We start from the raw sequence: 24,266 nt of genomic DNA on the forward strand, positions 1-24,266 counted from the left end.
GCGGCTAGCGCCGGCGGCGTATGCTTGCGGCGTCGATCTGGCGGTGTGGGCGTCACTCCCCTCTGGTCCCACCGCTAGCGCGTGCCAGCACGTCGCTGGGTCGATAGGCGGGCGCGCACGCCGGCGGTGAGTTCGACGACTTCCGCAGTGATGGTTTCCTGGCGAACCAGCCGTTCTTCGGCCCGCAGGGTAACGAGCCGGCCGTCGATGTTGGATTTCGCGGCGGCCATTGCCGCCATGCGGGCCTCGTTCTCCGCGGCGAACGCCTCGACCGCGGCTTCGCAGAGCTGCGCGAAGAGGTATTCCTCGACAAGCGCCTCGATCAATTGTCCGGGCGGGAGATTGGTCAGCGGCGATTGCGCCGACCCGGACGTGGCGATCAGGCTCGCGTCGAACGGCAGCAACGTCCGCCGGATGACGGTCGCCGCGCGGCCGGGCTGCCAGCGCGGGAAGATGAGCGCGACGACGCTGGCGCCGCTGCGGGCGAGATGCGCATAGAGTGCGTCGATGGTCGCCATCGCGGTCGCCGGAAGCGAGGCGGGGTGGCTGGGCAGCGCCGCGCTCCAGGCGGGCTGCATCCCTCTTTCCGCGAGCTTTGCCGTCGCGCGGCTGCCGATCAGGAACACGTCGCTCGTCGCGAACGCGCCTTCCGCTGCCGAAACGACCCTCTCCGTGAAGGCGCCTGCAAAGCCTTCCTCGGCGCCGAACACGATGATGACAGGGCGTTCATCGCGGTTCGTCGGGGCGGGCGGAGCGGCGCCGGCAGATCGCCGGGTATCGGCGATCGCCTGTGCGGCAGTCAGCGCATAGTCGCGGATCGCCGGGATCAGTGCCCGTGCATGCTGAGCCCGTGCGCCGGCCATGCCGCGCATTGCATTGACCACGGCGCCGAGTTGTTGCGCAGCGACGATGCGCTCGCGGACCTCGGCGAGGCGGTCGCTCATGCGGCCTGCGTCCGATGCTCGATCAGCGCTGCCACCGCCGCCTTCAAAGCCGCTCGGTCCGCCTCGGTGACCTCGCCGCTCGCGGCTATGCGCTGAACGACGGAGGCGGCATTCGCGTCGAGCCAGGCCGGCAGCGCCGCGCGGACGGCAGCAATCGCGTCGGCGTCGATAGCGTCGAACAGGCCTGCGCTCAGCGCGAGGGCGAGCGCGACTTGATCAACGACGCGCAACGGGCGGTATTGCGGCTGGATCAACAGCGCGCGCAGCCGCCGGCCGCGCTCGATGCGCGCTTTCACGCCGGGCTCGGGCTGCTCACCGAAGCGCGTGAATATCTCCAGCTCGAGGAATTGCGCATAATCGAGCCGCAGGGTGCCGGTCGTCTCGCGCAGCGCGGGCACCTGCGTCTTGCCGCCGACCCGGCTGACGCTGGTCCCGACATCGACCGCCGGTTTCTGCCCGTCGGCGAACAGCCTGGCGTCGAGCACGATCTGGCCGTCGGTGATCGAGATCAGGTTGGTCGGGATATAGGCGCTGACATTGCCGGCATCGGTTTCCGCCACCGGCAGCGCGGTGAGCGAGCCGCCGCCACGGGCGGGCGCCAGTCTGGCGGCACGCTCGAGCAGGCGCGAGTGGAGATAGAAGACGTCGCCTGGATAGGCCTCGCGCCCCGGCGACTGGCCGGTGAGCAGCGCGATCTCGCGATGCGTCGCGGCGTGCTTGGTCAGGTCGTCGAGAACCACGAGCGCGTGGCCGCCGGTGTCGCGAAAATATTCGGCGATGGTGACCGCCGCGAAGGGGGCGACCCATTGCAGGCCGGCGGGCGAGGCCGGGCTGGCGACGACGAAAATTGCCCGTTCCGGTGCGCCGTGGCGGCGGACCTGTTCGATCACCCGCGCGACGCTCGAGGTTTTCTGGCCGATCGCGACATAGACGCAGACGATGTCGCTGGTGCGTTGATTGATGATCGTGTCGATTGCCAGCGCGGTCTTGCCGGTAGCGCGATCGCCGAGAATCAGTTCGCGCTGACCGCGGCCCAATGCGAACATCGCATCGACGACCAGCAGGCCGGTCTGCACCGGCTGCGTGACGAGGTCGCGCTCGATGATCGCCGGCGCTGGCCGCTCGATCGGATCGAACCGCTCGGCGGTGATGGCGGGGCCGTCGTCGAGCGGCCGTCCGAGTGGATCGACCACCCGCCCGAGCAGTCCCGGCCCGACCGGCACACGGACGACTTCGCCGGTGCCGCTGACGCGATCGCCCGCCTCCACGCCCTCGGCATCGTCCAGCAGCACGCAGCCAATGCGATCGCGGTCGAGCGCATGGACGAAGCCAGATTGGCCGCGGGCGAACCGCAGCAATTCGCCGAGCCGCGCGCCGGCAAGCCCCGAGATCATCGCCACCCCGTCGCCGATCGTCTCGACCCGGCCGGTCTCGTGCAGCGCGGCGCCGATCGTGGCGTCGGCCACGTGGCGCTCGGCGCGGGCGAGCCAGGCGTCAGCGGCGCTCGGCATGATCGCCTTCCTTCAGGGCGGCGAGGAGCCGGTCGAGATCGGCGCGCCAGCTGTTGTGGACCAGCGCATGCGGGCCCCAGAGCTCGAAGCCGGCGATCAGCGCGGGATCAACGGCAAAGTGCGGTTTCGGCATCCCCGGCAGATTGGCCTCGAGTCCCTTCGTGTAGCGCGCGCGGGCCTGGGCATCGAGCACGGCGGGGGTGACGACGGTGAGCGGTTCGCGGGAGAGCGTCTTGCGCTCGTCTTCCGGCAGCGCGCGGATGAGGTCGATCAGCGCTGCGAACAACGCGTCGGTGGTCACCGCCGGCGGCAACCGCTCGAGCAGCTTGGCGGTCATGCGGCCGGCCAGATCGCCGGCTTTCGCCTGCAGGGTGGCTTCCAGCCGCGCCTGATCGGCTGCCGCGGTCTTGCGCGCGTCTGCGATCAGCGCGTCGCCATCGGCCTTGGCCTTGGCGAGCATGGTGGCGCGCTCGGCGTCTAGTTCGCTATGCAGCGCCGTGCGGCGCTTGTCGGCCTCCGCTGCGAAGGCGTGATCCTGCGCCTCGAGCTTCGCTTGCGTCTCGGTGGCGGCTTGCTTGGCCGCAGCGGCATCGGCGAGCAGCTTCGTCGCCGCGGCCTGGCGGTCGGCGATCGCGCGCATCACCGGGCGGTAAAGAAAGCGCGTCAGCAGCCAGATCAGGATCAGGACGTTGATCGCCTGCAGCGCCAGCGTCCACCAGTCGATACGCATGTCAGGAATAGGGGTTGGCGAACAGCAGCAGCAAGGCGACGACCAGGCAGTAGATCGCCATCGTCTCGATCATCGCCAGGCCGACGAACAGGGTCCGCGAGACGGTATTGGCGGCCTCCGGTTGGCGGGCGATCGCGTCCATTGCGGCGGAGACCGCGCGGCCTTCGCCCAGCGCGGGGCCGATCGATCCGATGGCGACGGCGGCGGCCGCGCCGATGATGCTGACGAGGTGGATCCAGTTCATGTCGATGCTTCCCTTGGTGACGAATTGGCTTCGCTGACGGCGCTGCCGATGAATACCATCGCTAGCGCGGCGAAGATGTAGGCCTGGACGGCGCCGGTCAGCATTTCGAGCGCCATCAGCGGGATCGGGACGAGCAGCCCGGCGAGGCTCAGCACCACGCCGATCATGAATGCCCCGCTCATTACGTTGCCGAACAGGCGGACCATCAGCGAGAAACTGCGCGTGAACAATTCCACGACGTTGATCGGCGCCATGAAGATCGTCGGCTGCGTGAAGCTCTTCAGATAGCCGCGCGCGCCGCGCGCTCTGATGCCGAACCAGATCATCGCGACGAACACGATCAGCGCCAGCGCGGCGTCGGTCTCGATCGTGGCGGTGGGCGGCTCGACGCCGGGGATCAGCGACGACCAGTTCGCCACCAGCAGGAAGAGAAACAAGGTGCCGATCAGCGGCAGATAACGATCGGGGTCGCCCCTCATTGTCTCGCGGACCTGTCCGGCGATGGTATCGACGACCAGTTCCATCAGCGCCTGCGGCTTGCCGGGTTCTCGCGTCAGCCGTCGCGTCACCGCCCAGCAGCCCAGCACCAGCGCGGCCATGATCGCCCAGGTCGTCACCACCGGCTGGGTGACCGGCACCGGGCCGAGGGTGAACAGTACATGCTGTTCGAGTGGCGACGCGATCTTCACCGCCCTTCCCCGGCGCGCCGCATCATCGCCTGGCGTGCGGCGAGAAATCCGGCGAAGGCGGCCAGCAGCGCCGGCCAGCCGTTGAGCGCCGCGAGCGCCAATACCCCGCCGGTCAACGTCACGCGCCCGAGCAACAGAGCGATCGACGCCAAGGGCGGTCCTCCGCGCACCAGCACATCGACGCTGCGCCCGAGCGCCGCGAAGTGGCCGGCGCCGGCACCGCCGCCCAGCAGCGCGAACAGCAGGAGCCGGACCAGCGTCATTGCCGCTTGATCCATGCCCAGCCCGACCAGCAGCCGAGTGCGACGCCGAGAATGAGCAACGGCGCGGTCCAGAAGATGACGGTGCCGAAACGGTGATCGAGCCAGCGGCCGATGGCGAGGCCGATCAGCGCGGGGATGACGATCTGCCAGCCGAGCACGCCGATCCGCCCCAGCCCCGACGCCAGCGAGGGAACGCCGTCCGCCTCGCGCTGTCGGCGCGCGCGCAGCCGCACCGCGTCGAGCAGGCGGTCGAGGGCGGGGCGGGAGGGTTTGGTCATGCGCCGACCTCCGGCAGCCGGCCGTCGAGCGCCGCGACCATGCGGCGGATCGCCTGCATGCGCAGCTTCGCCGCCGCCGCGCGCTCGCTGCGCTCGGTCTCGACATGGCGGCGGTAGCCGGCCAGCACGACGGCTTCGAGTTGGTCGAGATCGTCGCCGGCATGGGCCTCGCGCGTCGCGATCGCCACGCTGTCGCCGCCGCTCACGCGCAGGATGCCGTTGCGCACGGCGCAATAGCCCGGCGTTCCCACAGCATCGCGCCAGGACACCACTGAGATATCGAGCGCGGTCAGAAAATCGGCATGGCCGGGCAGGATGCCGAAACTGCCGCTCGCATCCTCGGCGCGCACCGACGCCACATCGCGATCGACGACGATCTGCAAGGGATCGGTGATGCGCAGCTTCATGGCTTTGCCGCTGCCCTGGCGCGCGCTTCGGCGATGTCGCCCACCATGTACAAGGCGCTTTCCGGCCAGTCGTCCGCCTCGCCGTCGAGGATCGCGCGGACGCCGGCCAGGGTGTCGGCCAGCGACACCGACCGGCCGGCCTGCCCGGTGAAGGCCTGAGTGACGACGAAGGGCTGGGTCAGGAAGCGCTGCAGCCGCCGCGCCCGCCCGACGATCAGCCGGTCCTGCTGCCCCAGTTCCTCGATGCCGAGCAGCGAGATGATGTCCTGCAGCTCGCGATAATGGGCAAGCGTCTCGCGCGCCTTCTGCGCCAGCGCATAATGGTCGTCGCCGACCACCAGCGGATCGAGCAGGATCGACGAGGAGCCGAGCGGATCGACCGCGGGATACATGCCCTCTGCGGCCATGCCGCGCGACAGCAGCACGATCGAATCGAGATGCGCCGAGATCGCGGTGACGGCGGGATCGGTGAAATCGTCGGCGGGCACATAGACCGCCTCGATCGCCGTCACCGATGCGCCATGCACCGAGGCGATCCGTTCCTGCAACGCGGCGACCTCGCTCGCCAATGTCGGCTGGTAGCCGACCCGCGACGGCAATCGCCCGAGCAGGCCCGACACCTCGCTCCCCGCCTGCACGAAGCGGAAAACGTTATCCATCAACAGCAGCACGTTCTTCTTCTGCTCGTCGCGGAAATGCTCGGCGACAGTGAGCGCGGTCAGCCCCACTCGCCAGCGTGCGCCGGGCGGCTCGTTCATCTGCCCGAACACCAGCACCGTCTTGTCGATCACGCCCGAGTGACGCATCTCTGTGAGCAGTTCATGCCCCTCGCGCGAGCGCTCACCGATCCCGGCGAACACCGACACGCCCTCGTAGCGCGCGGCCATCGCGTTGATCAGCTCCATCACCAGCACCGTCTTGCCGACGCCGGCGCCGCCGAACATCGCTGCCTTGCCGCCCTGCGCGAGCGGGGCAAGCAAATCGATCACCTTGATCCCGGTCTCGAAGATGTGCGTGGCGGCGCTCTGCTGGTCGAGCGGCGGCGGCGCGCGGTGGACCGGGCGCCGCGGCACATCTGCCGGCAGGGCGTCGCCGCCGTCGCCGATCGCCCCGGTCGGCGTCAGCAGCCGGCCGAGCACAGCATCGCCCACCGGCACCGCGATCGGCGCGCCGGTTGCCGTCACCGCGATCCCGCGCGCCAGCCCTTCGGTAGCCTGCAACGCGACGGCGCGGACGCTGCGCTCGTCAACATGGCTCTGCACCTCGGCGACCAGCGCGCCGTGCGGTGCGGCGATGAGAAGCGCGTCGTTGACCGGCGGCAGGACGCCGTCGGCAAAGTCGATATCGACAACCGGCCCGCGTATCGCGGCGACCCGGCCGGTCGGTAATTGTGCAGCCGTCGCGGTCATCTCGGCGCCGGCTCGATCGCGCCGCTATAGCGCGTCTGCTGCAATTCGTCGTCTCGTCTCATGGCGATCTCGGTGAACATTCGGTTCGTCTATGGCGGCGTCCCGGGTGGGACTCGATTAGGGGAATCCCTGAGGCGTGGGCGACGATCCCGCCGCCAGCGCTTGCACTTTTTCGGCAAACACGTGGCCGCGGCGCCGACTGGGAGATCGCGACTACGTAGCAATACTCATGTCGGTGACTGGCCGGACGGGCGATCAGGGGGCCATTCCAAATCGCTGGAGCAAGCCTGTGATCGAAGCACCATCCCGGCCGGCCGAGGCATCGGGCCAGACCACCCCGCCGCACCATCTGGTCGTTCTCGCCAATCCCGAGCCGGCAAGTTTCGATCACGGGCTCGCCGATGCCTATGCGACGACGGTCGAAACCTGCGGTCAACGCGCGACGCTCCGCGACCTCAATGCGATCGGGTTCGATCCGGTTCTAAAGGCCGGCGAACGCCCGGGCGATCGGGCCGTCGATATCGCAGCCGACGTCCGCGCGGAAATCGATCTGCTCGCCGTCAGCGCGATTCTGGTGCTGGTCTATCCGATCTGGTTCGGCGGGCCGCCGGCGATCCTCAAGGGCTATGTCGATCGCGTGCTGGGCGCCGATTACAGCTTCCGGCAGTTTCGCGAGGGCGCAGGCCAGGGCCATCTGCGCGGCAAGCGATTGCTGTCGATCACCACGTCGGGCACGTCGATCCCCTGGCTGCACGAGCGCGGCCAGATGCTGTCGCTGCGCGAAGGGTTCGACGTCTATCTCGAGCGGGGCTTCGGGATGCGCGACAGCCAGCATCTCTCCATCGACAATGTCGTCCCGCGTCTCAGCCCCCGCTACGCCGCCGAGCAGGTCGAGCGCGTGCACGAGGCCGCGCGCCAGGCGTGCGCGACGCTGCTCGACGAGAGCCGGGCCGGGCGCATGGCCGCCCGCGACTGACGGGGGCGGGGGGCGTGCGACGGCCGGCAATCATCGCGGTTATCGCTGTGGCGGCGATCGCGTTGGCGGGCGGCCTCACATTGCGCGGCGTGCTGGCCAGACGACCGGCCACGGCGCTGGTCGTTCACGGCAATGTCGATATTCGCGAGGTCGATCTCGGCTTCCGCGTCGGCGGGCGGATCGCCGATATGCCGGTTGACGAGGGCATGCGGATCGCGCCGGGCACGATGCTGGCGCGGCTCGATCCCGGCCCGCTGAACGATGCCGCCGCCGCCGCCCGCGCGCAAGAGGCAGCGGCAGCGGCCGCGCTCGACAAGCTGCGCAACGGCAATCGCCCGCAGGATATCGCCCAGGCCGAGGCGCGGCTGACGTCGGCGCAGGCCGCCGCCGTGCAGGCGACGGCCGAATATCACCGCCGCGCTGAACTGGTGCAATCCGGCGCGGTCAGTCAGGCCTTGTACGATACCGCCCAGGCGCAGGCGCGCAGCGCCGATGCCGAGGTCGCGGCGGCGCGCGCGGCGCTGTCGCTGATGCGCGTCGGCGCGCGGCGCGAGGACATCAGCGCGGCGGACGCGCAGTTTCGCCAGGCGACGGCGCTCAGCGACAAGGCGGCGACCGATCTTGCCGACGCCACGCTGCGCGCGCCCGTTGCCGGGGTGATTCTCACCCGCGCCAAGGAACCGGGCGCGATCGTCCAGCCCGGCGAGACGGTGCTGACCGAGACGATTGACCGCCCGATCCGCATCCGCGCCTATGTCGGCGAGCCCGATCTCGGCCGAATCGCGCCGGGCACGAAGGTGACGGTGACGGCCGACGGCATCGCCAGAACCTATCACGGCACGATCGGCTTCATCGCCTCGACCGCCGAATTCACGCCCAAGACGGTCGAGACCGACACGCTGCGCACCGACCTCGTCTATCGGTTCCGCGTCATCATCACCGATCCCGACGACGCGCTGCGCCAGGGCGCCCCCGTCACCGTGACCGTCGCCGACGCTCGGCCGGCGGCGACGCGCTGACATGGCCGCCCCCGTTGCCAGCTCCGAGGGGGTCGTCAAGCGGTTCGGCCGCGATGCGCCACCGGCGCTGGACGGCGCATCGATCGCCATCGAACCGGGCAGGATGACCGGGCTGATCGGCCCCGACGGCGCCGGCAAGACGACGCTGATCCGCATCCTTGCCGGCCTGGTCGATGCCGATGCCGGCGAGGTTCGCGTGTTCGGCCAGCCGGCGGGCGCGGTCGATCGGGCGATGATCGGCTACATGCCGCAACGCTTCGGCCTCTATGAGGACCTGACGGTGATCGAGAACCTGCGGCTGTTCGCCGAGCTGCGCGGGCTGCCCGAGGCGGAATGGCCGGCGAGTTCGGCCAGATTGCTCGATTTCACCGATCTCGGCGGCTTCACCGATCGGCTCGCCGGGCGATTGTCGGGCGGGATGAAGCAGAAGCTGGGGCTAGCCTGCGCGATGGTCCGGGCGCCGAGGCTGTTGCTGCTCGACGAGCCGGGTGTCGGCGTCGACCCCGTCTCGCGGCGCGAATTGTGGGCGATGGTGAAGGCGCTCGCGGGGGAGGGGATCGGCGTGCTGTGGTCGACTGCCTATCTCGACGAGGCCGAGAAGTGCGACACCGTGACGCTGATCAACCACGGCAAATGCCTCTATGCCGGGCCGCCCGGCGATCTGACCGGCCGCGCCGCCGGACGCGTGTTCCGCGCCGCCGTGCCCGAAGCCGGGCGCCGCGCCGCGCTGCACCGCGCGCTCGATTCGGCGATGGTCGAGGACGGGACGATCCAGGGCGACGCCGTCCGCCTGATGCTGAAGCCCGATGCCGGCCAGCCCGACCCGGCGGCGATCGGCCTGCCCGATACCGCGACGCTGCAATCGGTGCGGCCGCGGTTCGAGGATGGCTTCATTGACCTGCTCGGCGGCGGGCCGGCGGGGACGTCGCCATTGGCGGAAGGCTATGCCGCGGTCCCCGGTGGCGACGCACCGGCGATCGAGGCGCGCGCGCTCACCAGGCGCTTCGGTGATTTTACCGCCGCCGCCGCGATCACCTTCACCGTGCGGCGCGGCGAGATTTTCGGGCTGCTCGGCCCCAATGGCGCCGGCAAGTCGACCACCTTCAAGATGCTCTGCGGCTTGCTGACGCCCAGCGAAGGCTCGGGCGCGGTCGCCGGTCACGATCTGCGGCGCGCGCGCGCCGATGCGCGACAGTCGCTCGGCTATATGGCGCAGAAGTTCGCGCTCTACGGCGATCTGTCGGTGCGGCAGAACCTCGCCTTCTTCGCTGGCGCCTATGGCCTTGCCGGCGCGGCGGCGCGCGACGCGATCGACCGGGCTATCGAAGTGCTCGGGTTGCAGCGTTATCTCGGCATCGACGCCGGCACCGTTCCGCTCGGCTACAAGCGGCGGCTCGCGCTGGCCTGCGCGGTCCTCCACCAGCCGCCGGTGCTGTTCCTCGACGAGCCGACCTCGGGCGTCGACCCGATCGTCCGTCGCGAATTCTGGACGCATATCAACGGCCTGGTCGAGAAGGGCGTGACCGTCCTCGTCACCACGCATTTCATGGACGAGGCGGAATATTGCGATCGGGTGACGCTGATCGACCGCGCGCGCCAGATCGCCACCGGCACGCCCGACGAGCTCAAGGCGCACTCGGGCCGCGCCGACGCGACGATGGAGGATGCCTTCGTTGCGCTGATCGAGGCGCGCGAGCACGCCCGGCATGAGACGCTGGCGGCATGAGCCGCGCGCTCGATCGCCGTCGGCTCGTCGCGATGCTGGTCAAGGAGACGCGGCAGATCGTGCGCGATCCGTCGACCTTCCTGATCGCCTTCGTCATGCCGCTACTGCTGCTGTTCCTGCTCGGCTATGCGGTCAATCTCGATACGCCGCGCACGCGCATCGGCATTTCGCCGCAGGACGACAGCGCCGCCGCGCAATCGCTCGCCAGCGCCTATCGCGCCTCGCGCTGGTTCTCCGTCGCCGAGGTCGGCGACGTCGCGACGCTGGGCAACGACATGGCCCGGCAGCGCATCCGCGGCATCGTCGTCATTCCGGTCGATTTCGGCCGCAACGCGGCGCGCGGCGGCGGCACGATCCAGGTCATCACCGACGGATCGAGCCCCAATATGGCGGCGTTCGTCGCCGCTTATGCACGGGGCGTCTATGCGATCTGGGCGGGGCAGCGCGCTGCCGACCGCGACCCTGGCGGCCGCGCGGTGCCCGCGATCGCCACAGTCGACCGTTTCTGGTTCAACCCCGCGCTCACCAGCCGCTATTTCCTGGTGCCCGGATCGATCGCGGTGGTGATGACGATCATCGGCACGTTGCTCACGGCGCTGGTGGTCGCGCGCGAATGGGAACGCGGCACGCTGGAGGCGATCATGGCGACGCCGCTCGGCATGGGCGAGTTCATCGCCACCAAGGTGATTCCCTATTTCCTGCTCGGCCTCGGCTCGATGGCGCTGTGCACGCTGCTGGCGGTGACGGTGTTCCAGGTGCCGCTGCGCGGGTCGCCGCTGGCGCTGCTGGCGATTGCCGCGAGCTTCCTGTTCCCGGCGCTGGGCCAGGGGCTGCTGATCTCGGCGGCGACCAGGAACCAGTTCGTGGCGAGCCAGGTGGCGCTGCTTTCCGCCTTCCTGCCGACGATGCTGCTGTCGGGCTTTCTGTTCGAGATCGCGTCGATGCCCGCCTGGGTGCGGCCGGTCACGTATCTGGTGCCCGCGCGCTACCTGATCCCGCAGCTCCAGACGGTGTTCGTCGCCGGCGACGACTGGAGCCTGTTCCTGCCGGACATGGCGGTGCTGATCGGCTTCGGACTGCTGTTCTTCGCGCTCGCGCTGCGCGCGACGCGGCGGCGGATCGCATGATCGGGCCTCGCCTCCGCGCGATCATCGTCAAGGAGATGTGGGCCGTGCTGCGCGATCCGCGCAGCCGGATCATCCTGTTCGTCCCGCCCTTGCTCCAGTTCCTGTTGTTCGGCATGGCGACGACGCTGGAGGTGAAGCATTTCACCATCGGCGTGCTCGATCTCGACAGCGGCTTCTACAGCCACGAGATGATCGAACGGGTCGCCGCCAGTCCCGACGTGCGGGCGGTGATGCGCCTCGGGTCGGATGCGGCGTTGCGGCGCGCGATCGACCATCAGCGGATCATCGGCGCGCTGCGCTTTCCGTCGAGCTTCTCCGCGGATATCGCGCGGGGCGGTACCGGCGCGATCGGCGCCGTCTATGACGGGCGGCGCTCGAACGCGGCGCAGATCGTCGCCAGCTATGTCGGCACGATCGCCGCCGGCGTCGCGGCCGACATCCGCCCGGCGAACGGCGCGCCATCGGGCGGCGTGATCGTTGCCAACCGGTTTAATCCGAACCTCGATTATCGCTGGTTCACCATGCCTGGCCTGATCGCCATCATCGGCGCGATATCGGCGATGTCGGTGGTCGCGCAATCGGTCGCGCGGGAGCGGGAGCTGGGCACGTTCGACCAGCTCATGGTCTCGCCGCTGCGCGTCCACGAGATCCTGATCGGCAAGATGGTGCCGCCGATCGTCGTCGGCACGATCATCGCGACGATCTACGTGATCCTGATCCCCAACGTGTTCGGGGTGCCGCTGACCGGCTCGCTGATCGGCTTCTATCTCGCGCTAATGCTGTATCTGCTGGCGCTGACCGGGCTGGGGATGCTGGTCTCGGCGCTGTCGGCGACGCAGCAGCAGGCGTTTCTCGGCATGTTTCTGGTCACGGTGCCGATGATCATCCTGTCGGGCTATGCAACGCCGGTCGACAACATGCCGGTCTGGCTGCGCGCGGTCGCGCTCGTCAATCCGGCCACCCACTTCCTGGTCGTCGCGGAAGGGGTGTTCCTGAAGGGGATGCCGCTATCGGTCGTCCTGCTCGACGCGGTGCCGCTGGCGGCGATCGCCGCCGTCACCCTGGCCGCGGCGGCGCTGCTGTTCCGATCGCGAATGGAATAGCCGATGCGTCCTTCGGCGCGACCTCGGTAGATTTGCGGATGTCGCCGCCGATCGGCCGCGCGCCATATGGTGCCGCCGGCACGGCAACGCCGCGGAGGATGAGATGATCGCAGACATTTTCGCCATTCTCGATCTGGGGTCGACCGACGCGACGTTCGTGTCGCAGGCCAAGCGATTTGCCGATGCGCGGGAGGCGCGGTTGCGGATCGGGGTCGCGGCGCCGGTCCATGCGCTGGAAACGTCGCTGGCGCTGGCGGGGGGCTATGCGCTGCCGACCGACCTGGAACGCTGTGCCGGGGAAAAGGAGGCGGAGATCGTCGCCGGCCTTACCGGGGAGGGCATTCCGGTCTCGGTCGGCACGTTCGAAGGCGAACCGGCCGTGCTCGACAGGGCGCTGGTCGCGCAGGCCCGGGTCGCCGACCTGACGCTGGTGGGGCCGCCGGCAGCCTATGCCGATCGGGCCTTCCGGCGCCGCCTGCTCGAAAATCTCGCGCTCCATTCGGGCCGGCCGGTGTTGGCGCTGCCCGAATCGGGCATTCCCGATCATCCGGCGACCGTCGTGCTCGCCTGGAACGGCTCGCGCGAGGCCGCCCGTGCGCTTAACGACGTGCTGGCGCTGGTCGACCGGCGGACCTATTTCGACGTCGTTGAGGTGTGCGACGATGCCGACCGGCACGATCTCGACGCGGTGTGCGCGCACCTGCAAGCGCGCGGCCATGGCGCGGCCGGCCATCATCTGGCCGGCAAGGGCGAGCCGACCGACCACCTGCTGGCATTCGCGCATCGGCAGCGCGCCGACCTTCTCGCCGTCGGCGCTTATGGCCGCACCCGCCTGAGCGAAATGCTGCTCGGCGGCGTGACGCGCGACCTGATCGCGGGTGCGACGATGCCGGTCCTCTTCTCACATTGACGCGACGTGCCGCGATGGCGTCCGGGGGCGACGATCCGGCACCTGCCGAAATGGTCAGGCATCTGCCGCTCACGGTGCCGCCCGATCCGTCGCGCGTGGTGCTGCGGCCGTTCACGCCGGCGGACAATCCGTTCGCCGATACGCCCGCGCATCGGTCGCGCGTGGCGGAGGTCGTCGATCGCGTGCTTGCGCTGCCCGAGCCGGCGCTCGAGGCGCGCCTCGAACGTGTCGTCGCGTCGCTCGCGGACCGGCATGACGATGTCGCGCTGGTGCTCGATCGCCGCTGCCACGACGTGATCGCCCCCAATGGCGGCCCGCCTTTGTCGGCGGCGCAGGCGCGGCTGGTCGGCGCCTATTTCACCGAGGAATATTCGCTCGAGGCGGCCGCCCTGTTCAATCCCAGCATCGTGCCGCATCCCGATCAGTCGGCCGTCCCCGCCGGCGCGACGCGGATCGTGCTGTCGCAGCGCGGCGTCGGCGAGGGGCACGTTTCCTCGATCACCTTCCGCACCGGACTCGTGGCGCCCGATGGAAACGTCACGCTCGATCCCGTCAGCCCGCGGACCATCTCGCCGCGGATCGAAGCGCTGCCCGGCGCCGCGCCCGACGATCCCGGCACGCGACTATTCTATGGCGACGCGGCGGACCTGTCGGCGGTGGTCATCTTCCCGGTCACGCTGCGGCAGCGCCACGGCGTCGAGGATCTCCGCCTCACCCTGTTCACCGAGGATGACGGCACGCAGAGCTATATCGGCACCTACACCGCGTTCAGCGGCGAGGCGATCCGCCAGGAGCTGCTGCGCACCCGCCACTTCGCGTCGATCGAGCTTTCGGTGCTGCAAGGACCGCTCGCCGCGACCAAGGGGATGGCGTTGTTCCCGCGCCGGATCGGCGGCTATTACGCGATGCTTGGCCGGCAGGACCATGAGAATATCTGGCTGCTGCGATCGAACGATCTCTATCGCTGGGATCATGGCGCCGTGATCGTGAGGCCGCGATGGCCGTGGGAATTCGTCCAGATCGGCAATTGCGGCGCACCGATCGAGCTTGACGAGGGATGGCTGGCGGTCACGCACGGCGTCGGACCGGTGCGCAATTATTGCCTCGGCGCCTGCCTGCTCGACAAGCGCGATCCATCCCGGCTGCTCGCGCGCACCAGCGAGCCGCTGATCGCGCCGGAAACGAGCTCGCGCGGCGGCTATGTCCCCAACGTCGTCTATAGCTGCGGCGCGCTCGCGGCCGGGCGCCGACTGGTGCTGCCCTACGGCGTCGCCGACAGCTTCACCGCGTTCGCCGTGATCGATATCGATCGGCTGCTCGCCGCGATGGATTAGGGATATTACGACTGGGATCGCGGTCGCCCGCTGGTCATTCCCGCGATCAGGACCGGAGGAAACGCCATGGCCGATCATCGTCAAGCCCCGTCGCTCGACCGCGAGTGGGAGCGCCTTGCCGCGAAGGCGGAGGAAGCGTGGCTGCTGCCGCTGACGGCGGGCACCGCCTGGTGGAACGCCGGCATCGACCTGTGGTTCGGCGGCCTCGCTTATCGCCCGGAACACGGCGATCATGACCAGCTCGCCGTGCCCGAGCTGCTCGAAACCGACGGCGAGTACGCGCTGTTCGCCTGACTCCCTCGCGCTCAGCCGACGATATGCTGGCCGCCGTCGACCGGGATGATGGTGCCGGTAATCCGTCGCGCCGCGTCGCTGACGAGAAACGCCGCGAGGGCGCCGACATCGACGATATCGACCAGCTGATGCTCGGGCACCTCTTTCGCCGCCTGTTCGAGCATTTCGTCGAACCGGTCGAGCCCGCTCGCCGCGCGGGTGCGGATCGGGCCGGGCGAGACGGCGTGGACGCGGATCCGCTTCGGCCCCAGCTCGGCGGCCATGTAGCGCGTCGTGCTCTCCAGCGCGGCCTTGACCGGCCCCATCAGATTGTAATGTTCGACCACCCGCTCCGAGCCGTAGAAGGTGACGGTGAGCAGGCAGCCGCCATCGGCCATCAGCGGCTCGGCCAGCTTCGCCATGCGGATGAACGAATGGCACGACACGTCCATCGCCAGCGCGAAGCCTTCCGCCGAGCAATCGACCACCCGGCCATGGAGATCGTCCTTCGGCGCATAGGCGATCGAATGGAGCAGGAAATCGAGCGTGCCCCAGCGGGTGCGCACCTCCTCGAACACCGCTTCCAGCGAGCCGGGCGTGCGCACGTCGCACGGCGCCATCCAGTCGGCATGAATGCGATCGGCGACCGGCTGGACGAACGGCCTGGCCTTGTCGTTGAGATAGGTGACGGCCAGCGTCGCGCCGGCACCGGCGAAGGCCTCGGCACAGCCGGCGGCGATGCTCTGGTCGTTGGCGATGCCGATGATGAGGCCGCGTTTGCCGGCAAGATCGATGATTGCGGTCATGAAGCTTCCTTCGCTGTCGCCGCGAGCAGGTCACGGACATGGATGGCGATCATCCGCTCCTCGTTGGTCGGCACCACGCGGACGCGCACGCGGCTGTCGGCGGTACTGATGACGGCGGCGCCCACGTCGTTGGCGGCGTCGTCCAGCGCGACGCCTAGCCAGGCGAGACGCCGGCAGATCGCGGCGCGCACCGGCGCGGCGTTCTCGCCGATGCCGGCGGTGAAGACGATCCCGTCGAGCCCGCCGAGCGAACTCGCCAGCGCGCCCGCCTCGCGCGCGACGCGATAGACGAACAGCTCGACCGCCGCTTTGGCCAGCGGCGCGTCGCTGTCGAGCAGGTTGCGCATGTCGCTCGACGCGCCCGACACGCCGAGCAGGCCGGAGCGATTGTAGAGCAGGTCGGTCAGCGCGTCGGCGTCCATCCCCTTGCTCTGCTGCAAATAGAGCAGCACGCCGGGATCGATCGCGCCGCAGCGCGTGCCCATCACCAGCCCGTCGAGCGCGGTGAAGCCCATCGTCGTGTCGAGGCTGCGGCCGTCCGCCATCGCGCACAGGCTGGCGCCGTTGCCGAGATGCGCGGCAATCACCCGGCCGCGCGCCATCGTCGGGTCGATCTCGGCGAGGCGGCGCGCGATATAGGCATAGGAAATGCCGTGGAAGCCGTAGCGGCGCACCCCCTCTTCCTCCAGCGCATGGGGGATGCCGAAGCGGGTGGCGACCGCCGGCTGGGTGCGGTGGAAGCCGGTGTCGAAGCACAGGATCTGCGGGAGATGCTTGCGCACCCCGGCCGCCGCGCGCACGGCGGCGAGGTTGTGCGGCTGGTGCAGCGGCGCGAGCGGGCACAGCGCTTCGAGCTCGGCGATCACCGCCCGCGTGGCGATCACCGGATCGGCGAAGCTGGCGCCGCCATGGACGATGCGGTGGCCGACGCCGATCAGCCGGTTGGGCGCGAGATGGCCCTCGATCCAGCCGAAGATCGCATCGAAAAAGGCCTCGTGCGCCATGTCGGCGCCGTCTTCCCAGCGGCGTTCGGTGAGCACTTGGCCGTCCGCATCGTGGACGATCAGATGCGGCGCGGTGCCGATCCCCTCCAGCTTGCCGCGTGCGAGCGGGATGATGTCGGCACCGGCTGTGAACAGGCCGAACTTGATGCTCGACGATCCGGCATTGATGGCGAGTAGCGCGTCGCTCATGCCGCCGCCTGCGATGCCGCCACGCCGGGGCCGCGCGCCAGCAGCACGGCGAGTGCGCACGAGGCGATGCGCGTGCGCTCGCTGTCGGCGCGGCTGGTGAGGATGATCGGCACCCGCGCGCCCAGCACGATCCCCGCCGCATCGGCGCCGGCGAGGAAGGTGAGCTGCTTGGTCAGCATGTTGCCCGCCTCCAGATCGGGCACCACCAGGATGTCGGCCTGGCCGGCGACCGGCGAATCGATGCCTTTCTCGCGCGCCGCTTCGGGACTGACCGCATTGTCGAAGGCGAGCGGGCCGTCGATCACCCCGCCGCTGATCTGGCCGCGGTCGTTCATCTTGCACAGCGCCGCCGCCTCCAGCGTCGAGCGGATCGCCGGGTTGACCGTCTCGACCGCCGACAGGATCGCCACCTTGGGATTGGCCGTGCCCAGCGCATGGGCGAGATCGATCGCGTTGCGCACGATGTCGGCCTTGTCGTCCAGCGTCGGGGCGATGTTGATCGCCGCGTCGGTGATGATCAGCGGACGGGCATAGCCCGGCACGTCCATCACATAGGCATGGCTGACCCGGCGTTCGGTGCGCAGCCCGGCCTCGGCGGCGAGCACGGCGTGCATCAGTTCGTCGGTGTGCAGCGCGCCCTTCATCAGCGTCGCGGCGGTGCCGTCATGCACCAGCGCGACAGCACGCGCAACGGCGGCACGCCTGTGCGGCGTGTCCTCCAGCGGGAAGGCGGCAATGTCGATGCCGGCGGTCCTGGCGGCCGCCGCGATCTTCGCGCGCGGCCCGACCAGGATCGGCGCGATCAGCCCGGCATCGACCGCCTCGGCGACCGCGGCGATCACCGCCGGGTCGCAGGGGTGGACCACCGCCGTGGCGATCGGGGCGCCGCCGGCGGCCCGCGTGACGAGATGGCGATAGCGCAGGTGCTCGGCGATCCGCACGTCGGGCAGCGCGGCGCGCGGGCGGCGGACCTTCTCGGTCGGCGCCTTGACGGTGGCGACGCCGGTGATGACCGTTTCGCCCTTCTGGTTCGTGCAGGCGCAATCTAGAAGGACGATTTGGTGTTCTGTCCGCTTCTCGCTCACCGTCACCGTGGCGGTGATCGTGTCGCCCGGCGAGACCGGCCGGGTGAAGCGCAGGCTCTGGTCGAGATAGATGGTGCCGGGGCCGGGCAGCTTCGTCCCCAACGCCGCCGAGATCAGGCCGCTGCCCAACATGCCGTGGGCGATGACATGGTGGAACATGTCGGTCGCGGCATAGGCCGGGTCCATGTGCGCGGGGTTCACGTCGCCAGAGATATAGGCGTAGAGATGGATGTCCTCCTCGGTCATCGTCCGGCTGACGCTGGCCTCGTCGCCGACCGCCAGCTCGTCGAACGTGCGGTTCTCGATCATCTCCATGTCAGCGCTCCAGCACATAGGTGCCCGGCGCGTCGGCGAGCGGGCGCAGGCCGCGCGCGCCCATCGCCGGCGGCGCCTGGTCCTGCGCGCCCGATCGCGCCGCCAGCCAGTCGGTCCAGGCCGGCCACCACGATCCGTCGCTTATCGGAGTCTGCTGCACCCAGGAATCGGGATCGACATAGGGCGCGCCGGCGGCGCGCGTGCCGATGTGGAAATGGCGATGGGGATGGCCGGGTTCGCTGACGATGCCGGCATTGTGCCCGCCCGAGGTCAGCACGAAAGTGATCTCGCCGGGGTTGAGCAGGTGCAGCTTGTAGACCGAATGCCACGGCGCGACATGGTCGGTCTCGGTCCCGACCATGAAGATCGGCACATGGATGTCCGACAGCGCGACCGGCCGGCCCCCGACCAGATAGCGGCCCTCGGCAAGGTCGTCGTTGAGGAACAGGCGGCGGAGATATTCCGAATGCATCCGCGCCGGCATCCGCGTCACGTCCTCGTTCCACACCATCAGGTCGTTGGGCTGGTCTTCCTCGCCCAGCCAGTAGCTGCGGATCAGCCGCGACCAGATCAGGTCGCGCGAGCGCAGCAGCTGGAAGGCGCCGCCCATCTGCCGCCCGTCGAGATAGCCCTGGCGCGCCATCATGTCCTCCAGGAAGGCGAGCTGCGCTTCGGACATGAACAATTGCAGCTCGCCGGCTTCGGTGAAGTCGGTCTGCGCCGCGAACAGCGTCATGCTGGCGAGGCGGTCGTCGCCGTCGCGCGCCATCGCCGCCGCGGTGATCGACAGCAATGTGCCGCCCAGGCAATAGCCGACCGCATGGACCCTGGCCGGGCCGCAGATGCGGTTCACCGCATCGAGTGCGGCGAGGCACCCCTGGGTGCGATAGGCGTCGAACGGCAGGTCGCGCATTTCCTTGCCGGGATTGCGCCACGAGATGCTGAAGACGGTGTAGCCCTGTTCGGTGAGATAGCGGATCAGCGAGTTGTGCGGCGACAGGTCGAGGATGTAATATTTCATGATCCACGCCGGCGTGATCAGCACCGGTTCGGGCCGCACCTTGCCGGTCGCGGGCGTGTACTGGATCAGCTCGATCAGGTCGTTGCGGAACACCACCTCGCCCGGCGTCGCGGCGAGGTCGCGGCCAAGCACCATCGGCCTGGCGCTGGGGTGCGGTGCGCCGGTTTCGGCAAAGGCGGTGATGTCGGCGAGATAATTGGCGAAACCCTCGATCAGGCTGCGGCCGCGCGTCTGTACCGCCATGTCGATGATCTCGGGGTTGAGCCATGGCACGTTGGACGGCGAGAAAGCGTCGAGCATCTGCCGGGCGGCGAAGCGGACGATGCGTTCGTTGGGCGCGCTGACCCCGCGCACGCCGGCGATCATGCGGTCGGTCCAGTCCTCCGCGAGCAGGAAGCTCTGCGCCATGGCGTGGTACGGGAAGCGGCTCCACGCCTCGGCGGTGAAGCGATGGTCGTGCGGCCCCGGCGCGATCTCGGTGGCGCCGCACCAGGCCGAGCCGGCGGCGCTGGCCGTCGCCAGCCCGTCGATCGCCGCCGCCGCCCGCCGGAACGGCGCATTGGCGAGGTGCACGCCCCATTCCAGCGAGGCGATGCCGAGCGCGAGCGGGGAGAGGCCGCCGGTCAGTCGGCCCTCGGCGCCGTGCAGCCACTGGTCGAGCCGGGTGAACAGCGCGCCGTCGGCTTCGTCCTCGACCGGCGGCGTGAAGGCCGGGGGCAGGGGATGGGGCGTCGCCGGAGCCTCGGCGGTCGGGGCGGGGACGATGCCGGCCGGGGCCGGCTTCGTGCTGGTTGCGGCGGGTTCGGTCAGAGTAGCGGTCATGTCTTCCTCGCGACGCTCATGCCGGCAGGCCGCACCGGCTGTGCCGGGCCTTAGGCGCCGTTGCTGCGGCGCAGCATCCGTAATATCCCTCAGCGTCGGCCGATGCCGGGCGCCACAGGCGGGGAACAACGGGCGCCCGGACCTGTTCCGCGATCAGGTGGTTAAGGACTATCCCGGATGGGACCGTCGCCGCTCGAACGGTAGCCGGGAAAGCGCCGGCGGCGCGGTCGCCGGCATTTCCCAAGGCCAGTAGGAGTCGGCCCCGTGCAAGACCTCGCGCACCCCGTCATCGCCAGCGATACGTCCACCGAGGCGGAAATCGCCCTGATCGACCGCTATTGGCGCGCCGCCAATTATCTGTCGGTCGGGCAGATCTACCTGATGGACAATCCGTTGCTGAAGCGGCCGCTCGCGCCGGCGGACGTCAAGCCGCGGCTGCTAGGCCATTGGGGGACGACGCCGGGGCTCAACTTCATCTACGCGCATCTCAATCGCATCATTCGCAAGCGCGACGCCGACCTGCTCTATATCTGCGGCCCCGGCCATGGCGGGCCCGGCATGGTGGCGAACACCTGGCTGGAGGGCACCTATTCGGAAATCTATCCCGAGGTCGGCGAGGACGAGGCCGGCATGGCGCGGCTGTTCCGGCAATTCTCCTTTCCCGGCGGCGTGCCCAGCCATGCCGCGCCGGAAACGCCGGGATCGATCCATGAGGGCGGCGAGCTCGGCTATGCGATGGTCCATGCGGTGGGCGCGGTGCTCGACAATCCGAACCTGGTCGCCGCCTGCGTGATCGGCGACGGCGAGGCGGAGACCGGGCCGCTCGCCGCGTCATGGCACGGCAACAAGTTCGTCAACCCGGTGCATGACGGCGCGGTGCTGCCGATCCTGCATTTGAACGGCTACAAGATCGCCAACCCGACCATCCTCGGCCGCATGTCGGACGAGGACCTGCGGCATCTGTTCCAGGGCCTCGGCTATCGGCCGATCTTCGTCGAAGGGCACGAGCCCGTGCCGATGCACGAGGCGATGATCGCCGCGCTGGACGAGGCGTTCGACGCGATCGCCACGATCCAGCGCGACGCACGCGAGTCGGGGGGCTGCCCCGCCATGCCGCGCTGGCCGATGATCGTGCTGAGGAGCCCCAAGGGCTGGACCGGGCCGAAGGAAGTCGACGGGCTGAAGGTCGAGGGTTTCTGGCGCGCGCATCAGGTGCCGATCCCCAACGCCCGCACCGACGAGGCGCACCGCCAGCAGCTCGAAGGCTGGATGCGCGGCTATGACCCCGCCGACCTGTTCGACGAGAAAGGCGCGCTGAAGCCCGAGCTGCGGGCGATGGCGCCGGCGGGCGACAAGCGCATGGGAGCGACGCCTTTTGCCAATGGCGGTCGCTTGCGAAAGCCGCTGCGCCGGCCCGACTGGCGCGACCATGCGCTGGCGGTGCCCGAGCCGGGCGGCGTGCGCGGCGAGGCGACCCGCACCTTCGGCCGCTATCTCGCCGATGTGCTGCGCCTCAACGCCGAGGCGCGCAACTTCCGCATCATGGGGCCGGATGAGACCAATTCGAACCGCCTCAACGCCGTGTTCGACGTCACCGACCGCGCGTGGATGGAGCGCACATTGCCCTATGACGACCATCTCGCGCAGGACGGGCGGGTGATGGAGGTGCTGTCGGAGCATCTCTGCCAGGGCTGGCTGGAGGGCTATCTGCTGACCGGCCGCCACGGGCTGTTCAACTGCTACGAGGCGTTCACCCACATCGTCGATTCGATGGTCAACCAGCATGCCAAATGGCTGAAGGTGACGCGCCAGCTCGGCTGGCGGCGACCGATCTCGTCGTTCAACTATCTGCTCAGCAGCCATGTCTGGCGGCAGGACCATAATGGCTTCAGCCATCAGGACCCCGGCTTCATCGACCATGTCGCCAACAAGAAGGCCGATGTCGTGCGCATCTATCTGCCGCCCGACGCCAATTGCCTGTTGCGCGTGATGGACCATTGCCTGGAGACCTATGACCGCATCAACGTGGTCGTCGCCGGCAAGCAGCTGAGCCCGCAATGGCTCGATGCCGACGCGGCCGAGGCGCATTGCGCGGCCGGCATCGGCATCTGGGAATGGGCCGGCAGCGACGAGGACGGCACGCCGCCCGATTTGGTGATGGCCTGTGCCGGCGACGTGCCGACGATGGAGACGCTCGCGGCGGTCGACCTGCTGCGCCAGCATTGCCCGGACCTGCGCATCCGGGTGGTCAACGTGGTCGACCTGATGACGCTGCAGCCGGAGAGCGATCATCCACACGGCCTCAGCGACGCCGCGTTCGATGCGTTGTTCACCACCGACCGGCCGGTGGTGTTCGCCTTCCACGGCTATCCGCACATGATCCACCGGCTGACCTATGCGCGTGCCAATCACGCCAACATGCACGTGCGCGGCTATACCGAGGAAGGGACGACGACGACGCCGTTCGACATGGTGGTGCGCAACCAGCTCGACCGCTTCCACCTCGCGATCGAGGCGATCGACCGCGTGCCGAACCTCGGCGAGCGCGCCGGCCATGCGCGGCAGCATTTCTGCGACGCGCTCGCCCGGCACCACAGCTATATCGTCGAGCATGGCGAGGACATGCCCGAGGTCGAGGAATGGCACTGGCAGGGCGTTACTGGGTGACCATTGGAACCAGACGTTGGATATCATGGCTATGGTCGAAGGCTCATGCCCCTATAGCTGAACCGCGCCGGGTTTGCCGGAGGCCGTTGGATGTGAGTCACGCTGCCATATCGACGTTGTCCGCGGCAGCATAATATTGTTCTTCGGCTTCGGCGGGCGGGATGTTGCCGATGGGCTTGAGCAAGCGGCGATGGTTGAACCAATCGACCCACTCGAGCGTCGCGTATTCGACGGCTTCGAAGCTGCGCCACGGGCCACGCCGGTGGATCACCTCAGCCTTGTAGAGTCCGTTGATCGTCTCGGCCAAAGCATTGTCATAGCTGTCGCCGACACTGCCGACCGACGGCTCGATCCCGGCTTCGGCAAGCCGCTCACTGTATTTGATCGAGACGTATTGGCTGCCGCAATCGGAGTGATGGATGAGACCGCCGCTGCGCGTCGGTCGGCGATCGTGAAGGGCCTGCTCGAGGGCGTCGAGAACGAAGCCAGCATGGGCGGTTCGGCTCGCTCGCCACCCGACGATCCGCCTGGCGAACGTATCGATGACGAAGGCGACGTAGACGAACCCGGCCCAGGTCGCGACATAGGTGAAGTCCGAGACCCAGAGCATGTTCGGCGCCGGCGCGCGGAACTGCCGGTTGACGCGGTCGAGCGGACAAGGTGCTGATCGATCGCCGATCGTGGTACGCATCGGCTTGCCGCGGATCACGCCCGCCAGTCCCATCGTACGCATCAGCCGCGCGACCGTGCAGCGGGCGACATCGAACCCCTCCCGCTGCAACTGCCGCCAGACCTTGCGGACACCATAGACCCGGAAGTTGGCCTCGAACACGCGCCGCACCTCGATCCTGAGCGCAGCATCGCGACGCGCCCGCGCCGACAGGCGCAGTGGATCCCGTCGCTGCGCGACATGGGCGTGGTAGGTTGATGGGGCGATCGGCAGCACCTTGCAGATCGGCTCGACCCCATGAACAGCACGCTGCCTCAGGAAAACGGTTCCCTAAACCGTTTTCTGTTCCTCGTCAGCGTCGATGAACGCGATCATCGCTTGAACGGGCGGTCGAGCTCCGCCCGAGCAAAATATGCCGACGCCTTGCGCAGAATCTCGTTCGCCTGGCGCAACTCGCGGTTCTCGCGTTCCAGGGCCTTCAACTGCGCCGCGACATCGCTCGGCACGCCGGCGCGGGCGCCACTATCGATCTCCGCCTTCTTCACCCACTCGTGCAGCGTCTGCGCTGCACAGCCGATCTTCGCTGCGATCGACACTACCGCCGCCCAGCGCGACGGGTGGTCCTTCTCGTGTTCCAGCACCATCCGCACCGCCCGGGCGCGGACCTCAGGTGAAAACTTGTTCGTCGTCTTGCTTGTCATAGCCCCTTACTCTCAGGAGTTGGGGCCTCCGACAAACCCGGCG

Annotated in this window: 22 protein-coding genes, 1 pseudogene and 1 other annotated feature; of the genes and pseudogenes, 9 read left to right on the plus strand and 14 right to left on the minus strand. The window is 69.0% G+C overall.

Annotated elements, in window-relative coordinates; all coding sequences use genetic code 11:
• Positions 1-74: 74 nt before the first annotated feature.
• From K7G81_RS00200 to atpD, 9 genes are read right to left on the minus strand one after another with little or no spacing between them, the layout of a single operon-like run.
• Positions 75-944: a F0F1 ATP synthase subunit gamma gene (locus tag K7G81_RS00200; RefSeq protein WP_223028743.1), complete on the minus strand. Its 870-nt coding sequence runs from the start codon at positions 942-944 to the stop codon at positions 75-77.
• On the minus strand, positions 941-2,455 hold the full coding sequence (locus K7G81_RS00205) for a F0F1 ATP synthase subunit alpha (protein WP_223028744.1): 1,515 nt from the start codon (positions 2,453-2,455) through the stop codon (positions 941-943). Before K7G81_RS00205 ends, K7G81_RS00200 begins: the two co-directional genes overlap by 4 nt.
• The gene (locus K7G81_RS00210) at positions 2,439-3,185 is read right to left on the minus strand and encodes a F0F1 ATP synthase subunit B family protein (protein WP_223028745.1); all 747 of its coding nucleotides are present in this window, start codon (positions 3,183-3,185) and stop codon (positions 2,439-2,441) included. Before K7G81_RS00210 ends, K7G81_RS00205 begins: the two co-directional genes overlap by 17 nt.
• 1 nt (position 3,186) lies before the next feature.
• Positions 3,187-3,429: a F0F1 ATP synthase subunit C gene (locus K7G81_RS00215; RefSeq protein ID WP_223028746.1), complete on the minus strand. Its 243-nt coding sequence runs from the start codon at positions 3,427-3,429 to the stop codon at positions 3,187-3,189.
• Positions 3,426-4,118, minus strand: a complete 693-nt coding sequence (locus K7G81_RS00220) for a F0F1 ATP synthase subunit A (RefSeq protein WP_223028747.1) — start codon at positions 4,116-4,118, stop codon at positions 3,426-3,428. Before K7G81_RS00220 ends, K7G81_RS00215 begins: the two co-directional genes overlap by 4 nt.
• Positions 4,115-4,381 carry an N-ATPase subunit AtpR gene (locus K7G81_RS00225; protein WP_223028748.1) on the minus strand — a complete coding sequence of 89 codons (267 nt, stop codon included), beginning with the start codon at positions 4,379-4,381 and terminating at the stop codon, positions 4,115-4,117. Before K7G81_RS00225 ends, K7G81_RS00220 begins: the two co-directional genes overlap by 4 nt.
• Positions 4,378-4,659 carry an AtpZ/AtpI family protein gene (locus tag K7G81_RS00230; RefSeq protein WP_223028749.1) on the minus strand — a complete coding sequence of 94 codons (282 nt, stop codon included), beginning with the start codon at positions 4,657-4,659 and terminating at the stop codon, positions 4,378-4,380. Before K7G81_RS00230 ends, K7G81_RS00225 begins: the two co-directional genes overlap by 4 nt.
• Entirely contained in the window at positions 4,656-5,066 is a 411-nt protein-coding gene (locus K7G81_RS00235; RefSeq protein WP_223028750.1) for a F0F1 ATP synthase subunit epsilon, read from the minus strand. Before K7G81_RS00235 ends, K7G81_RS00230 begins: the two co-directional genes overlap by 4 nt.
• Positions 5,063-6,475, minus strand: coding sequence for a F0F1 ATP synthase subunit beta (atpD, locus tag K7G81_RS00240; protein ID WP_223028751.1), 1,413 nt, complete (start codon positions 6,473-6,475; stop codon positions 5,063-5,065). Before atpD ends, K7G81_RS00235 begins: the two co-directional genes overlap by 4 nt.
• A 289-nt stretch (positions 6,476-6,764) precedes the next feature.
• On the opposite strand from atpD, the gene K7G81_RS00245 reads away from it, so the two are divergent.
• The 8 genes from K7G81_RS00245 (at position 6,765) to K7G81_RS00280 (ending at position 14,964) form a co-directional block, all read left to right on the plus strand.
• Positions 6,765-7,451 carry an NAD(P)H-dependent oxidoreductase gene (locus tag K7G81_RS00245; protein WP_223028752.1) on the plus strand — a complete coding sequence of 229 codons (687 nt, stop codon included), beginning with the start codon at positions 6,765-6,767 and terminating at the stop codon, positions 7,449-7,451.
• Positions 7,452-7,465: 14 nt separating this feature from the next.
• The gene (locus K7G81_RS00250; RefSeq protein WP_223028753.1) at positions 7,466-8,470 is read left to right on the plus strand and encodes an HlyD family secretion protein; all 1,005 of its coding nucleotides are present in this window, start codon (positions 7,466-7,468) and stop codon (positions 8,468-8,470) included.
• 1 nt (position 8,471) lies between these two features.
• Positions 8,472-10,196: an ATP-binding cassette domain-containing protein gene (locus K7G81_RS00255; protein WP_223028754.1), complete on the plus strand. Its 1,725-nt coding sequence runs from the start codon at positions 8,472-8,474 to the stop codon at positions 10,194-10,196.
• Positions 10,193-11,323, plus strand: a complete 1,131-nt coding sequence (locus K7G81_RS00260; RefSeq protein ID WP_223028755.1) for an ABC transporter permease — start codon at positions 10,193-10,195, stop codon at positions 11,321-11,323. The genes K7G81_RS00255 and K7G81_RS00260 overlap by 4 nt, the downstream gene beginning before the upstream one ends.
• Positions 11,320-12,426 (plus strand): ABC transporter permease, encoded by a 1,107-nt coding sequence (locus K7G81_RS00265; RefSeq protein ID WP_223028756.1) that lies wholly within the window; start codon positions 11,320-11,322, stop codon positions 12,424-12,426. Before K7G81_RS00260 ends, K7G81_RS00265 begins: the two co-directional genes overlap by 4 nt.
• Positions 12,427-12,529: 103 nt before the next feature.
• Positions 12,530-13,336: a universal stress protein gene (locus K7G81_RS17940; protein ID WP_223028757.1), complete on the plus strand. Its 807-nt coding sequence runs from the start codon at positions 12,530-12,532 to the stop codon at positions 13,334-13,336.
• A gap of 14 nt (positions 13,337-13,350) precedes the next feature.
• Positions 13,351-14,670 carry a glycoside hydrolase family 130 protein gene (locus K7G81_RS00275; protein WP_255586451.1) on the plus strand — a complete coding sequence of 440 codons (1,320 nt, stop codon included), beginning with the start codon at positions 13,351-13,353 and terminating at the stop codon, positions 14,668-14,670.
• 66 nt (positions 14,671-14,736) lie between these two features.
• Positions 14,737-14,964 carry a hypothetical protein gene (locus tag K7G81_RS00280; protein ID WP_223028758.1) on the plus strand — a complete coding sequence of 76 codons (228 nt, stop codon included), beginning with the start codon at positions 14,737-14,739 and terminating at the stop codon, positions 14,962-14,964.
• A gap of 11 nt (positions 14,965-14,975) precedes the next feature.
• On the opposite strand, the gene fabI is transcribed toward K7G81_RS00280, so the two are convergent.
• The 4 genes from fabI to K7G81_RS00300 are packed head-to-tail and all read right to left on the minus strand — an operon-like array spanning position 14,976 to position 20,185.
• A complete protein-coding gene (gene fabI, locus K7G81_RS00285; protein WP_223028759.1) occupies positions 14,976-15,749 on the minus strand; it encodes an enoyl-ACP reductase FabI in 774 nt (257 codons plus the stop codon).
• On the minus strand, positions 15,746-16,942 hold the full coding sequence (locus tag K7G81_RS00290; RefSeq protein WP_223028760.1) for an acetate/propionate family kinase: 1,197 nt from the start codon (positions 16,940-16,942) through the stop codon (positions 15,746-15,748). Before K7G81_RS00290 ends, fabI begins: the two co-directional genes overlap by 4 nt.
• A complete protein-coding gene (locus K7G81_RS00295; RefSeq protein ID WP_255586452.1) occupies positions 16,939-18,342 on the minus strand; it encodes a bifunctional enoyl-CoA hydratase/phosphate acetyltransferase in 1,404 nt (467 codons plus the stop codon). The genes K7G81_RS00290 and K7G81_RS00295 overlap by 4 nt, the downstream gene beginning before the upstream one ends.
• 1 nt (position 18,343) lies before the next feature.
• On the minus strand, positions 18,344-20,185 hold the full coding sequence (locus tag K7G81_RS00300; protein ID WP_223028762.1) for a PHA/PHB synthase family protein: 1,842 nt from the start codon (positions 20,183-20,185) through the stop codon (positions 18,344-18,346).
• Between the two features lie 264 nt (positions 20,186-20,449).
• Here K7G81_RS00300 and K7G81_RS00305 point away from each other — a divergent pair, with 264 nt between their 5' ends.
• A complete protein-coding gene (locus K7G81_RS00305) occupies positions 20,450-22,852 on the plus strand; it encodes a phosphoketolase family protein (RefSeq protein WP_369411996.1) in 2,403 nt (800 codons plus the stop codon).
• Between the two features lie 97 nt (positions 22,853-22,949).
• Here the strand turns inward: K7G81_RS00305 and K7G81_RS00310 are convergent.
• Positions 22,950-24,223 (minus strand): annotated as a pseudogene (locus K7G81_RS00310) (IS3 family transposase).
• Positions 23,844-23,939, minus strand: a sequence feature (AL1L pseudoknot). Its footprint overlaps the pseudogene before it by 96 nt.
• Positions 24,224-24,266: the final 43 nt, after the last annotated feature.

Origin of the sequence: Hephaestia mangrovi, from assembly GCF_019880555.1 — a bacterium.
Classification (GTDB): domain Bacteria; phylum Pseudomonadota; class Alphaproteobacteria; order Sphingomonadales; family Sphingomonadaceae; genus Sphingomonas; species Sphingomonas mangrovi.

Bases quoted from the DNA above. Each gene is read 5' to 3' on its own strand.
- K7G81_RS00280 (WP_223028758.1), top strand. From the start codon at position 14,737: ATGGCCGATCATCGTCAAGCCCCGTCGCTCGACCGCGAGTGGGAGCGC.
- K7G81_RS00230 (WP_223028749.1), bottom strand. From the start codon at position 4,659: ATGACCAAACCCTCCCGCCCCGCCCTCGACCGCCTGCTCGACGCGGTG.
- K7G81_RS00290 (WP_223028760.1), bottom strand. From the start codon at position 16,942: ATGAGCGACGCGCTACTCGCCATCAATGCCGGATCGTCGAGCATCAAG.
- fabI (WP_223028759.1), bottom strand. From the start codon at position 15,749: ATGACCGCAATCATCGATCTTGCCGGCAAACGCGGCCTCATCATCGGC.
- atpD (WP_223028751.1), bottom strand. From the start codon at position 6,475: ATGACCGCGACGGCTGCACAATTACCGACCGGCCGGGTCGCCGCGATA.
- K7G81_RS00200 (WP_223028743.1), bottom strand. From the start codon at position 944: ATGAGCGACCGCCTCGCCGAGGTCCGCGAGCGCATCGTCGCTGCGCAA.
- K7G81_RS00255 (WP_223028754.1), top strand. From the start codon at position 8,472: ATGGCCGCCCCCGTTGCCAGCTCCGAGGGGGTCGTCAAGCGGTTCGGC.
- K7G81_RS00300 (WP_223028762.1), bottom strand. From the start codon at position 20,185: ATGACCGCTACTCTGACCGAACCCGCCGCAACCAGCACGAAGCCGGCC.
- K7G81_RS00225 (WP_223028748.1), bottom strand. From the start codon at position 4,381: ATGACGCTGGTCCGGCTCCTGCTGTTCGCGCTGCTGGGCGGCGGTGCC.
- K7G81_RS00265 (WP_223028756.1), top strand. From the start codon at position 11,320: ATGATCGGGCCTCGCCTCCGCGCGATCATCGTCAAGGAGATGTGGGCC.
- K7G81_RS00275 (WP_255586451.1), top strand. From the start codon at position 13,351: ATGGCGTCCGGGGGCGACGATCCGGCACCTGCCGAAATGGTCAGGCAT.
- K7G81_RS00210 (WP_223028745.1), bottom strand. From the start codon at position 3,185: ATGCGTATCGACTGGTGGACGCTGGCGCTGCAGGCGATCAACGTCCTG.
- K7G81_RS17940 (WP_223028757.1), top strand. From the start codon at position 12,530: ATGATCGCAGACATTTTCGCCATTCTCGATCTGGGGTCGACCGACGCG.
- K7G81_RS00235 (WP_223028750.1), bottom strand. From the start codon at position 5,066: ATGAAGCTGCGCATCACCGATCCCTTGCAGATCGTCGTCGATCGCGAT.
- K7G81_RS00295 (WP_255586452.1), bottom strand. From the start codon at position 18,342: ATGGAGATGATCGAGAACCGCACGTTCGACGAGCTGGCGGTCGGCGAC.
- K7G81_RS00260 (WP_223028755.1), top strand. From the start codon at position 10,193: ATGAGCCGCGCGCTCGATCGCCGTCGGCTCGTCGCGATGCTGGTCAAG.
- K7G81_RS00205 (WP_223028744.1), bottom strand. From the start codon at position 2,455: ATGCCGAGCGCCGCTGACGCCTGGCTCGCCCGCGCCGAGCGCCACGTG.
- K7G81_RS00215 (WP_223028746.1), bottom strand. From the start codon at position 3,429: ATGAACTGGATCCACCTCGTCAGCATCATCGGCGCGGCCGCCGCCGTC.